The sequence below is a fragment of the Atlantibacter hermannii genome (assembly GCF_009907385.1).
Taxonomy (GTDB): domain Bacteria; phylum Pseudomonadota; class Gammaproteobacteria; order Enterobacterales; family Enterobacteriaceae; genus Atlantibacter; species Atlantibacter hermannii_A.
The window spans coordinates 116,734-128,565 of sequence record NZ_JAAATR010000049.1; the positions used below are offsets into that span (position 1 = coordinate 116,734).

The window sequence follows — 11,832 nt, forward strand, 5'->3', positions numbered from 1 at the left end:
CAGGGCGAAACAGATGGACAGTAAATGGCTGGAGGATTTCTTAAGCCTGAGTCGGCACGGCAACTTTTCACTTGCCGCCCGTGAGCGGTGCGTTACCCAACCGGCATTCAGCCGTCGGGTTAAAGCGTTGGAAGCGTCTCTGGGGGCGCCGCTGTTTGACAGAAACACCACGCCCGTGACGCTTACGCGGTATGGCGAGCGCTTTGAGCCTTATGCCAGGCAGGTAGTTTCTACGCTGAAGGAAGCGCAGCACGAGTTATCCTGCATGTTGCCGCAGACCGATAACACTATCATGATGGTGAGCCTGCACACTCTGTCGATCAATGTCCTGCCGGATATGATTAATTACCTGCACCGTACCTATCCTGAGGCCCGCTTTACGGTGAATGCCTGTATGCAGGGTATCGATAATCACTTTAACGCCTTGCTGAATCGCCAGATCGATTTGCTGATCACTTACGATTTGCTGCAAGCCCAGCCCTCGCTGGAAACGGCAGAACAGCTGAAGCGCACGGTATGGCGCTACGAGCGTTTTATTCCGGTGATGGCCGCGCATTTGATGCCGCTGGTTGACGATGAGCACAACCCTATTCCCTGGCTGCGCTACAGTGATTACACATTTGTACAGCAAATTATCGCGCCCGCTGAAAAGCAGGTCGCCGCCCGGCTTAAGCCGGTATTTGAAAGCGGATTGAGCGAAAGCATTCGCGAAATGGTGCTGCGTGGGATGGGGCTGGCGTGGCTGCCGGAATCCACCGTCGCGGAACAGCTTGCCAGCGGCGAACTGGTGCAACTCTGGACGGACAATGCCTCCCGGCAGCGTGAAATCGCGATTGTGATTTGGTGCCAGCGCCAGGAGAATCGCCCAATTCTTAGCCTGTGCTGGGAGAAATTGTCCCGAAAGTCACATGGTTGATGTTTTTTTCTGCAAACGCACCAGCCTGGTGAAAATGGTCTTGCGCGCCACCCTGGCTTTGGTTAGTATTCACACCCGCTTCAGTGGGGAATGACAAACGCCTCCCACTTTACTTGGTGAAGCAATTGGTATGCGGTTAACCCGCAAGGAACAGGTTGATTATGTACGAAGCTCTTTTGGTAGTTTTCCTTATTGTAGCCATTGGCCTGGTAGGTCTGATCATGCTGCAACAAGGTAAAGGCGCTGATATGGGAGCCTCCTTTGGAGCAGGCGCTTCCGCCACGCTGTTTGGTTCAAGTGGTTCTGGTAACTTCATGACCCGCATGACGGCTATTCTGGCGACGCTGTTCTTCATCATCAGCCTGGCTCTGGGTAATATCAATAGCAACAAAACCAATAAAGGAAGCGAGTGGGATAACCTGAACGCACCAGCTCAGACTGAGAAAGTTCAGGACGCAGCGCCAGCTAAACCGACCAGCGATATCCCGCAGTAAGTTGTCAGCTTCAGTACGGTTATCGACGAAGCCGTACACAAAGTGCCGAGGTGGTGGAATTGGTAGACACGCTACCTTGAGGTGGTAGTGCCCGATTGGGCTTACGGGTTCAAGTCCCGTCCTCGGTACCAAATCTAAGCAAAATTTGCTTTTTAGACGTTTTAGGCGTAGTATTTGCCACGTTTTCGGACGCGGGGTGGAGCAGCCTGGTAGCTCGTCGGGCTCATAACCCGAAGGTCGTCGGTTCAAATCCGGCCCCCGCAACCACTTTCCCTGAAAGTTTTTTTTCAAATAGACTGTGAACAGCGGTTGACGCTTTACACTATGAAATTTGAAAGAAAATTCTCTCGGAAGTGTCCGGGTCGCGCTAGCGGCTTACAGGGTTCAGTTATTAAAAGCCCCGATTTATCGGGGTTTTTTGTTATCTGAGTTAATAATAACTGGGCTTTATGCCCTTTTTTTATGTCTTGGGGGTGGGCTTGTCCACATTAGAGCAAAAATTAACAGAGATGATTACAGCGCCGGTTGAAGCACTGGGCTATGAACTTGTCGGCATCGAGTTTCTTCGTGGTCGCACATCGACGCTGCGCATCTATATTGATAGTGAAGATGGCATCAATGTTGACGATTGTGCTGATGTTAGCCACCAGGTGAGTGCTGTACTCGACGTCGAAGATCCGATCACTGTGGCATATAACCTGGAAGTGTCCTCGCCAGGTCTCGACCGTCCGCTGTTCTCCGCTGAGCATTACACGCGTTTTCTCGGTGAAGAAGTCACGGTAGTGCTGCGTATGGCGGTGCAGAACCGCCGTAAATGGCAGGGTGTCATCAAAGCCGTTGAAGGCGAAATGATCACCGTAACGGTTGAGGGCAAAGACGAAGTGTTCGCGCTGAGCAACATTCAGAAAGCGAATCTGGTTCCCCATTTTTAACAGTCTGGATTGAGGCGAAGCCCAGGATGAACAAAGAAATTTTGGCTGTTGTTGAAGCTGTTTCTAACGAAAAAGCGGTTCCGCGCGAGAAGATTTTCGAAGCGCTGGAAAGTGCCCTGGCCACGGCAACCAAGAAAAAATATGAACAAGAGATCGACGTGCGTGTCAGCATCGATCGTAAAAGCGGTGATTTCGATACCTTCCGTCGCTGGATGGTTGTTGAAGAAGTCACTCAGCCGACTCGTGAAATCACATTAGAAGCGGCGCAGTACGAAGATCCGAACTTCACCGTCGGCGATTATGTAGAAGATCAGATTGAATCGGTTACTTTTGACCGAATCACCACCCAGACCGCGAAGCAGGTTATCGTACAAAAAGTGCGTGAAGCCGAGCGTGCGATGGTGGTCGATCAGTTCCGCGAGCACGAAGGCGATATCATTACCGGCGTGGTGAAGAAAGTGAACCGCGACAACATTAGCCTCGATCTGGGAAGCAACGCTGAAGCCGTTATTCTTCGTGAGGATATGCTGCCGCGTGAAAACTTCCGTCCAGGCGACCGTATTCGCGGCGTGCTGTACTCTGTACGCCCGGAAGCGCGTGGCGCGCAGCTGTTCGTGACCCGTTCCAAGCCAGAGATGCTGATCGAACTGTTCCGCATCGAAGTGCCGGAAATCGGCGAAGAAGTGATTGAAATTAAAGCCGCCGCCCGCGACCCGGGTTCCCGTGCCAAAATCGCAGTGAAAACAAACGATAAGCGTATCGACCCGGTTGGCGCCTGTGTTGGTATGCGTGGCGCGCGCGTTCAGGCGGTGTCTACCGAACTGGGCGGTGAGCGTATCGACATCGTTCTGTGGGACGACAACCCGGCGCAGTTCGTGATCAACGCGATGGCTCCGGCGGATGTGGCGTCTATCGTGGTGGATGAAGATAAACACACCATGGATATCGCCGTTGAGGCTGGCAACCTGGCGCAGGCGATTGGTCGTAACGGCCAGAACGTGCGTCTTGCTTCGCAGTTAAGCGGTTGGGAACTCAACGTAATGACCGTGGAAGATCTGCAGGCGAAGCACCAGGCCGAAGCGCATGCTGCGATCGATACCTTCACTAAACATCTCGACATTGATGAAGATTTCGCCACGGTTCTGGTTGAAGAAGGTTTCTCGACTCTCGAGGAACTGGCTTACGTGCCAATGAAAGAGCTGCTTGAAATTGACGGGCTGGATGAAGCGACCGTTGAAGCATTGCGCGAACGTGCCAAAAACGCACTCACGACGCTGGCGTTGGCTCAGGAAGAAAGCCTCGGCGACAAGAAGCCGAGCGAAGATCTGTTAGGCCTTGAAGGTATGGATCGCACTCTTGCCTGGAAGCTGGCTGCTCGTGGGGTTTGTACGCTGGAAGACCTCGCCGAACAAGGCGTTGATGACCTTTCAGATATTGAAGAGTTGACGGATGAGAAAGCCGGTGAGCTGATCATGGCCGCGCGTAATATCTGTTGGTTTGGTGATGAAGCGTAATAAACTGTAGCAGGAAGGAACAGCATGACTGATGTAACCGTAAAAGCGCTGGCCGCAGAGATTCAGACCTCGGTGGACCGCCTGGTACAGCAATTCGCTGATGCAGGGATCCCCAAGTCCGCTGAAGACTCTGTGACGGCGCAAGAGAAACAAACTTTACTGGCTCACCTGAACCGTGAACATGGTTCGGCGCCGGATAAGTTGACATTGCAGCGCAAAACGCGCAGTACTTTAAGCATTCAAGGTACCGGTGGTAAGAGCAAATCGGTACAGATCGAAGTCCGCAAGAAACGCACCTTTGTAAAACGTGATCCGGCTGAGGCAGAACGCCTCGCCGCGGAAGAGCAAGCGCAGCGTGAAGCGGAAGAGCAGGCCCAACGTGAAGCAGAGGAAGCTGCAAAGCGCGAGGCTCAGGAAAAAGCGAAGCGTGAAGCGCAAGAGAAAGCGAAACGCGACGCAGACGAAAAGGCTAAACGTGAGCTTGCAGACCAGGCTAAACGCGAAGCTGCGGAAAATAGTAAAGTGAGCAATCAACAAACTGACGAAGCAACCAAAGCCGCTCAGGCTGAAAAAGCCCGCCGCGAAGCTGAAGCGAATGAACTGAAGCGTAAGGCTGAAGAAGAAGCGCGTCGTAAACTCGAAGAAAACGCTCGCCGTGTCGCTGAAGAAGCACGCCGTATGGCTGAAGAAAACGCTGCGGGTTGGACCAGCACTGAAACTGTTGAAGAAGACAAGAGTGATTACCACGTCACCACGTCTCAACACGCTCGTCAGGCTGAAGATGACAGCGACCGCGAAGTAGAAGGCGGCCGTGGCCGTGGGCGCAACACGCCTAAAGTTGCCCGCCAGAAAAAAGGCAACAAACACGCCGAATCTAAAGCCGATCGCGAAGAAGCTCGCGCCGCCGTTCGGGGCGGAAAAGGCGGAAGACAGCGTAAAGGCAGCGCACTGCAGCAGGGCTTCAACAAGCCGGCTCAGGCCGTTAACCGTGACGTTGTGATCGGTGAAACCATCACCGTTGGCGATCTGGCTAACAAGATGGCGGTGAAAGGCTCTCAGGTTATCAAAGCGATGATGAAACTGGGCGCAATGGCCACTATCAACCAGGTCATTGACCAGGAAACCGCACAGCTGGTTGCCGAAGAAATGGGCCACAAAGTTATCCTGCGTCGTGAAAACGAGCTGGAAGAAGCGGTCATGAGCGACCGTGATACGGGTGCCGCAGCAGAAGCGCGCGCGCCGGTTGTGACTATCATGGGTCACGTTGACCACGGTAAAACCTCGCTGCTCGACTATATTCGCTCAACCAAAGTTGCCTCTGGCGAAGCGGGGGGTATTACCCAGCACATCGGTGCTTACCATGTGGAAACCGACAACGGCATGATCACCTTCCTGGATACCCCGGGCCACGCCGCGTTTACCGCGATGCGTGCACGTGGTGCTCAGGCAACGGATATCGTGGTTCTGGTCGTTGCGGCGGATGACGGCGTGATGCCGCAGACCATCGAAGCTATCCAGCACGCGAAAGCGGCGCAGGTACCGGTGGTTGTTGCTGTGAACAAAATTGATAAACCCGAAGCCGATCCGGATCGCGTGAAGAACGAATTGTCTCAGTACGGCATCCTGCCGGAAGAGTGGGGCGGTGAAAGCCAGTTTGTTCACGTTTCCGCGAAAGCCGGTACCGGCATTGACGATCTGCTGGACGCTATCCTGCTGCAGGCTGAAGTTCTCGAACTCAAGGCCGTTCGCAAAGGCATGGCTAGCGGCGTAGTGATCGAATCCTTCCTGGATAAAGGCCGTGGCCCGGTTGCCACCGTTCTGGTTCGTGAAGGTACGCTGAATAAAGGCGATATCGTATTGTGCGGCTTCGAATATGGCCGTGTGCGTGCAATGCGTGACGAACTGGGCCGCGAAGTGACCGAAGCGGGTCCGTCCATCCCGGTTGAGATCCTCGGCCTGTCCGGCGTTCCGGCTGCGGGTGATGAAGTGACCGTGGTACGTGACGAGAAGAAAGCGCGTGAAGTGGCACTGTATCGTCAGGGTAAATTCCGCGAAGTCAAACTGGCGCGCCAGCAGAAATCTAAACTGGAAAACATGTTCGCCAACATGACCGAAGGCGAAGTGTCCGAAGTGAACATCGTGCTGAAAGCCGACGTTCAGGGTTCTGTGGAAGCGATTTCCGACTCGCTGCTGAAGCTCTCTACCGACGAAGTGAAGGTGAAGATTGTTGGCTCCGGCGTAGGGGGTATCACCGAAACCGACGCAACGCTCGCGGCTGCGTCTAACGCGATTCTGGTTGGCTTCAACGTGCGTGCCGATGCGTCTGCCCGTCGCGTCATCGAAGCGGAAAGCCTGGATCTGCGTTACTACTCCGTCATCTACCATCTGATTGATGAAGTGAAAGCGGCGATGAGCGGTATGTTGTCTCCGGAACTGAAACAGCAGATCATCGGTCTGGCTGAAGTGCGTGATGTGTTCAAATCACCGAAATTCGGTGCGATCGCGGGCTGTATGGTTACCGAAGGCACGATTAAACGTCATAACCCAATCCGCGTACTGCGCGACAACGTGGTTATCTATGAAGGCGAACTGGAATCCCTGCGCCGCTTCAAAGATGACGTTAACGAAGTCCGTAACGGCATGGAATGTGGTATCGGCGTGAAGAACTACAACGACGTTCGCGTTGGCGATATGATCGAAGTGTTCGAAGTCATTGAGATTAAACGTACCATCGCTTAATCGGGCTGATGTGACTGCTTAATTTAGGGGGGCCGAGTGCCCCCCGATTTGTCTGGAGATTTTACTATGGCGAAAGAATTTGGTCGCCCGCAGCGGGTGGCTCAGGAAATGCAAAAAGAAATTGCCATTATCCTGCAGCGCGAAATCAAAGATCCGCGGTTAGGTCTGATGACCACCGTATCCGGCGTGGAAATGTCCCGCGATCTGGCCTATGCGAAAGTGTTCGTCACGTTTTTGAACGATAAAGACGAAGATGCCATTAAAGCCGGCATTAAAGCCCTTCAGGAAGCGTCCGGTTTTATCCGTTCGCTGCTGGGTAAAGCAATGCGTCTGCGTATCGTGCCGGAATTAACCTTCTTCTATGACAATTCACTGGTAGAAGGGATGCGCATGTCGAATCTGGTGAGTAATGTCATCAAGGACGACGAGGCGCGCCGCGTCAACCCGGACGACAGCAAGGAGGACTGATGAGTCGTCCTCGTCGTCGCGGTCGCGATGTGCATGGCGTATTGTTGCTGGATAAGCCCGGCGGGCTATCGTCCAACGACGCGCTGCAAAAAGTCAAACGCCTCTACAATGCCAACCGGGCAGGACATACCGGCGCGCTGGATCCGCTGGCGACCGGTATGTTGCCGATTTGCCTTGGCGAGGCGACAAAGTTTTCCCAGTATCTGCTTGATTCCGATAAGCGTTATCGCGTAATTGCGCGCCTCGGGCAGCGCACCGATACCTCGGACGCCGACGGCAACATCGTTGAGGAAAGGCCGGTGACTTTTACCGCGCAGGCGCTGGAAAATGCGCTGGAGAGTTTCCGTGGTGAGATCCAACAGGTCCCGACCATGTTCTCAGCGCTGAAGTATCAGGGCAAACCGCTGTACGAATATGCGCGTCAGGGGATTGTGGTGCCGCGGGAAGCGCGTCCGATCACCGTCTATGAGCTACTGTTTATTCGTCATGAAGGGCTGGAGCTGGAGCTGGAAGTTCATTGTTCTAAAGGCACTTACATCCGCACCATCATTGATGACCTGGGCGAAAAGCTCGGCTGCGGCGCGCACGTTAGCTATCTGCGCCGGCTTGCGGTGAGCAAATACCCTGTCGAACGCATGGTGACGCTGGAACAGCTGACTACGCTGCGTGCACGGGCAGATGATGAAGGCATTGATTTGGCTACGGTTCTTGACCCGCTGTTAATGCCGATGGACAGTCCGGCTTCGGATTTCCCGATGGTGAATATTCCACCTGTAATTGCTGGTTATTTTAAAAATGGCCAGCCGGTACGTGTTGCTGACGTGCCGCTGCACGGCCTGGTGCGCGTGACCGAAGGCGACGAACAGAAGTTTATCGGCATGGGTGAAATCGATGATGAGGGACGCGTCGCGCCCCGTCGTCTGGTGGTGGAATACCACGACTAACGTTTGCGATAAGCTGCTGTGACAGGTAGAATATTGCGGCTAAATACGCTGCCAGTCGTTACTGTAACGCTGGCAGGTATCTCGGGTGGCTGAATTAGAGATCGGCACCCTCTTTTTTATCTATAATTTGGAGTTGAAAATGTCTCTAAGCGTTGAAGCTAAAGCTAAAATCGTTTCTGAGTTCGGTCGTGGTACTAACGACAGCGGTTCTACCGAAGTACAGGTTGCTCTGCTGACTGCTCAGATTAACCACCTGCAAGGTCACTTTGCAGAGCACAAAAAAGATCACCACAGCCGTCGTGGTCTGCTGCGCATGGTTTCTCAGCGTCGTAAACTGCTCGACTACCTGAAACGTAAAGATGTAGCACGTTACACCAGCCTGATCGAACGTCTGGGCCTGCGTCGCTAATTCTTGCGAGTTTCAGAAAAGGGGGCCTTTACGGCCCCTTTTTTCAACCAGATGGCAGAATTCAATAGTAAACTACTGTATTGTTGCCTGAAGGGATCTTCTTGTGCAGAGGTTCGCGCGGCTAATGAGAGGCTTGACTCCACGAAGGGGTTAGGATTGTCATTAGTCGCGAGGATGCAAAGAAGGTCGATACTCAACAGCACGCCGCACCGGTGTGCTGTCATTCATTAAGAAAGGGTATTATTTTGCTTAATCCGATCGTTCGTAAATTTCAATATGGTCAACATACCGTCACGTTAGAGACCGGTATGATGGCGCGCCAGGCTACCGCCGCAGTGATGGTAAGCATGGACGACACCGCAGTATTCGTGACCGTTGTGGGTCAGAAAAAAGCTAAACCGGGACAGGATTTCTTCCCGCTTACCGTTAACTATCAGGAGCGTACCTACGCTGCTGGCCGTATCCCAGGTAGCTTCTTCCGTCGTGAAGGCCGTCCGAGCGAAGGCGAAACCCTGATCGCGCGCCTGATTGACCGTCCGGTTCGTCCGCTGTTCCCGGAAGGCTTCGTTAACGAAGTTCAGGTTATCGCGACCGTGGTTTCTGTGAACCCGCAGGTTCACCCGGACATCGTGGCGATGATCGGCGCATCCGCAGCGTTGAGCCTGTCTGGTATTCCGTTCAACGGCCCAATCGGCGCTGCGCGCGTTGGCTACATCAACGATCAGTACGTGCTGAACCCGACGGCTGACGAACTGAAAAACAGCAAGCTGGACCTGGTGGTTGCCGGTACCGAAGGCGCTGTATTGATGGTTGAATCCGAAGCTGAACTGCTGAGCGAAGACCAGATGCTGGGCGCAGTCGTGTTTGGCCACGATCAACAGCAGGTAGTCATTGAAAACATCAACGCTCTGGTTGCCGAAGCGGGCAAACCGCGTTGGGACTGGCAGCCGGAAGCTGCTAACGACGCGCTGAACAGCCGCGTTGCCGCGCTGGCTGAAACGCGTCTGAGCGACGCTTACCGCATCACTGACAAACAAGAACGTTATTCCCAGATTGATGCGATTAAATCCGACGTTATCGCAGCGCTGCAGGCTGAACAGGCTGAAGGCGACGCGCTGGACGAAAACGAGCTGAACGACATTCTGCACGCTATCGAGAAAAACGTAGTGCGTAGCCGCGTCCTGCGTGGCGAACCGCGTATCGATGGTCGTGAAAAAGACATGATCCGTGGTCTGGACGTTCGTACCGGCGTACTGCCGCGTACTCACGGTTCGGCACTGTTCACCCGTGGCGAAACGCAGGCGCTGGTTACCGCAACGCTGGGGACCGCACGCGATGCGCAGAACCTTGACGAGCTGATGGGCGAACGTACTGACAACTTCCTGTTCCACTATAACTTCCCTCCGTACTCCGTAGGTGAAACCGGGATGGTGGGATCGCCGAAGCGTCGTGAAATCGGTCACGGTCGTCTGGCGAAACGCGGCGTAATGGCAGTCATGCCGGATGCAGAGCGCTTCCCGTACACCGTTCGCGTGGTGTCTGAAATCACCGAATCCAACGGTTCTTCTTCTATGGCTTCCGTGTGCGGTGCCTCTCTGGCGCTGATGGACGCGGGTGTGCCCATTAAAGCCGCTGTTGCGGGTATCGCGATGGGTCTGGTGAAAGAAGGTGACAACTTCGTGGTGCTGTCCGACATTCTGGGTGATGAAGATCACCTGGGCGACATGGACTTTAAAGTCGCCGGTAGCCGTGAAGGTATCTCCGCGCTGCAGATGGATATCAAAATCGAAGGCATCACTCGCGAAATCATGCAGGTGGCGCTGAACCAGGCTAAGGGCGCGCGTCTGCATATCCTGAGCGTGATGGAACAGGCTATCAACGCACCGCGTGGCGATATCTCTGAATTCGCTCCGCGTATCCACACTATCAAGATCAACCCGGACAAGATCAAAGACGTGATCGGTAAGGGCGGTTCTGTGATCCGTGCGCTGACCGAAGAAACCGGCACCACCATTGAAATCGAAGATGACGGCACCGTGAAAATCGCGGCTACCGACGGCGAAAAAGCGAAACACGCTATCCGCCGTATCGAAGAGATCACCGCTGAAATCGAAGTGGGTCGCGTTTATAACGGTAAAGTCACCCGTATCGTTGACTTCGGTGCGTTTGTTGCCATTGGCGGCGGCAAAGAAGGCCTGGTACACATTTCCCAAATCGCTGACAAGCGCGTTGAGAAAGTGACTGATTATCTGCAGATGAATCAGGAAGTGCCGGTTAAAGTTCTGGAGGTGGATCGCCAGGGCCGTATCCGTTTAAGCATTAAAGAAGCAGCCGAGCCGTCTCAGCCGGCGGCCGCACCGGAAGCTCCGGCAGCACCGCACGCTGAATAAGGGTTGCCATTAGGCTCTCCATGTTCGCATGGAGAGCTCTTTGATACCGGGCTGGAAGCCGGGTTTGCAACCGGGGAACAGGACGTTCATCCAATTGTTGTCTTCGGGAGTGGGAAATGAAGCCTTTTTTGCGCTGGTGTTTCGTTGCGACAGCTCTCACGCTGGCAGGATGCAGCAACTCTGCCTGGCGTAAGAGCGAAGTCCTCGCGGTACCATTGCAACCGACTTTACAGCAAGAAGTCATTCTGGCTCGCATGGAACAAATTCTTGCCAGTCGGGCTTTAACCGATGATGAACGCGCTCAGCTTTTATATGAGCGCGGAGTGTTGTATGATAGTCTTGGTCTGCGGGCACTGGCGCGAAATGATTTTTCACAAGCGCTGGCTATCCGCCCCGATATGCCTGAGGTATTCAATTACTTAGGCATTTATTTAACGCAGGCAGGCAATTTTGATGCTGCCTATGAAGCGTTTGATTCTGTACTTGAGCTTGAACCAACTTACAACTACGCGCATTTAAACCGCGGTATCGCCCTCTATTACGGCGGACGTTACCAGTTAGCGCAAGATGATCTGCTGGCGTTTTATCAAGACGATCCCAATGATCCTTTCCGTAGTCTGTGGCTCTATATTGCTGAACGCAAACTGGATGAGAAACAGGCCAAAGCGTCGTTACAACAACGCTTAGATAAATCGGATAAAGAACAATGGGGATGGAACATTGTCGAGTTCTACCTGGGCAACATTAACGAAGCAACGTTAATGGATCGCCTCAAGGCGGACGCAACGGATAACACCTCGCTCGCTGAGCATCTCAGTGAAACCAACTTCTATTTAGGTAAGTACTACCTAAGTCTGGGGGATACGGACAGCGCTACGGCTCTGTTCAAGTTAGCGGTAGCTAACAACGTACATAACTACGTTGAACACCGTTACGCATTGTTGGAACTAGCACTCTTGGGCCAGGAGCAAGAAGACCTGGCAGAATCGGACCAGCAATAGCTGACGGACATCTATCAGCCCAAAA

Annotated in this window: 10 protein-coding genes and 2 tRNA genes; all 12 read left to right on the forward strand. The window is 53.6% G+C overall.

Annotated features, from left to right (window positions below):
• Positions 1-13: 13 nt before the first annotated feature.
• The 12 genes from GV764_RS14115 (at position 14) to nlpI (ending at position 11,807) form a co-directional block, all read left to right on the forward strand.
• Positions 14-916, forward strand: coding sequence for a LysR family transcriptional regulator (locus GV764_RS14115; protein ID WP_161660700.1), 903 nt, complete (start codon positions 14-16; stop codon positions 914-916).
• A 161-nt stretch (positions 917-1,077) separates the two neighbouring features.
• Complete coding sequence (gene secG, locus GV764_RS14120; RefSeq protein ID WP_125294252.1) at positions 1,078-1,410, forward strand: preprotein translocase subunit SecG; 333 nt, start codon at positions 1,078-1,080, stop codon at positions 1,408-1,410.
• A 44-nt stretch (positions 1,411-1,454) separates the two neighbouring features.
• Positions 1,455-1,541: transfer RNA gene (locus GV764_RS14125), tRNA-Leu, on the forward strand.
• A 59-nt stretch (positions 1,542-1,600) separates the two neighbouring features.
• A tRNA-Met gene (locus GV764_RS14130) sits at positions 1,601-1,677 on the forward strand.
• Between the two features lie 212 nt (positions 1,678-1,889).
• Positions 1,890-2,342 (forward strand): ribosome maturation factor RimP, encoded by a 453-nt coding sequence (gene rimP, locus GV764_RS14135; protein ID WP_144131306.1) that lies wholly within the window; start codon positions 1,890-1,892, stop codon positions 2,340-2,342.
• Between the two features lie 26 nt (positions 2,343-2,368).
• On the forward strand, positions 2,369-3,856 hold the full coding sequence (gene nusA / locus GV764_RS14140) for a transcription termination factor NusA (protein WP_161660701.1): 1,488 nt from the start codon (positions 2,369-2,371) through the stop codon (positions 3,854-3,856).
• A 24-nt stretch (positions 3,857-3,880) separates the two neighbouring features.
• On the forward strand, positions 3,881-6,595 hold the full coding sequence (gene infB / locus GV764_RS14145) for a translation initiation factor IF-2 (RefSeq protein WP_161660702.1): 2,715 nt from the start codon (positions 3,881-3,883) through the stop codon (positions 6,593-6,595).
• Between the two features lie 66 nt (positions 6,596-6,661).
• Positions 6,662-7,063, forward strand: a complete 402-nt coding sequence (gene rbfA / locus GV764_RS14150; RefSeq protein WP_125294256.1) for a 30S ribosome-binding factor RbfA — start codon at positions 6,662-6,664, stop codon at positions 7,061-7,063.
• Positions 7,063-8,007 (forward strand): tRNA pseudouridine(55) synthase TruB, encoded by a 945-nt coding sequence (gene truB, locus GV764_RS14155; RefSeq protein WP_161660703.1) that lies wholly within the window; start codon positions 7,063-7,065, stop codon positions 8,005-8,007. Before rbfA ends, truB begins: the two co-directional genes overlap by 1 nt.
• 139 nt (positions 8,008-8,146) lie before the next feature.
• Positions 8,147-8,416 (forward strand): 30S ribosomal protein S15, encoded by a 270-nt coding sequence (rpsO, locus tag GV764_RS14160; RefSeq protein ID WP_002434239.1) that lies wholly within the window; start codon positions 8,147-8,149, stop codon positions 8,414-8,416.
• Between the two features lie 245 nt (positions 8,417-8,661).
• Positions 8,662-10,806 (forward strand): polyribonucleotide nucleotidyltransferase, encoded by a 2,145-nt coding sequence (pnp, locus tag GV764_RS14165; protein ID WP_161660704.1) that lies wholly within the window; start codon positions 8,662-8,664, stop codon positions 10,804-10,806.
• 116 nt (positions 10,807-10,922) lie between these two features.
• On the forward strand, positions 10,923-11,807 hold the full coding sequence (gene nlpI / locus GV764_RS14170) for a lipoprotein NlpI (RefSeq protein ID WP_144131310.1): 885 nt from the start codon (positions 10,923-10,925) through the stop codon (positions 11,805-11,807).
• Positions 11,808-11,832: the final 25 nt, after the last annotated feature.

What these genes read in the sequence shown, in the direction of transcription:
- rbfA (WP_125294256.1), top strand. Translation starts at nt 6,662, where the DNA reads ATGGCGAAAGAATTTGGTCGCCCGCAGCGGGTGGCTCAGGAAATGCAA.
- infB (WP_161660702.1), top strand. Translation starts at nt 3,881, where the DNA reads ATGACTGATGTAACCGTAAAAGCGCTGGCCGCAGAGATTCAGACCTCG.
- secG (WP_125294252.1), top strand. Translation starts at nt 1,078, where the DNA reads ATGTACGAAGCTCTTTTGGTAGTTTTCCTTATTGTAGCCATTGGCCTG.
- truB (WP_161660703.1), top strand. Translation starts at nt 7,063, where the DNA reads ATGAGTCGTCCTCGTCGTCGCGGTCGCGATGTGCATGGCGTATTGTTG.
- nlpI (WP_144131310.1), top strand. Translation starts at nt 10,923, where the DNA reads ATGAAGCCTTTTTTGCGCTGGTGTTTCGTTGCGACAGCTCTCACGCTG.
- rpsO (WP_002434239.1), top strand. Translation starts at nt 8,147, where the DNA reads ATGTCTCTAAGCGTTGAAGCTAAAGCTAAAATCGTTTCTGAGTTCGGT.
- GV764_RS14115 (WP_161660700.1), top strand. Translation starts at nt 14, where the DNA reads ATGGACAGTAAATGGCTGGAGGATTTCTTAAGCCTGAGTCGGCACGGC.
- nusA (WP_161660701.1), top strand. Translation starts at nt 2,369, where the DNA reads ATGAACAAAGAAATTTTGGCTGTTGTTGAAGCTGTTTCTAACGAAAAA.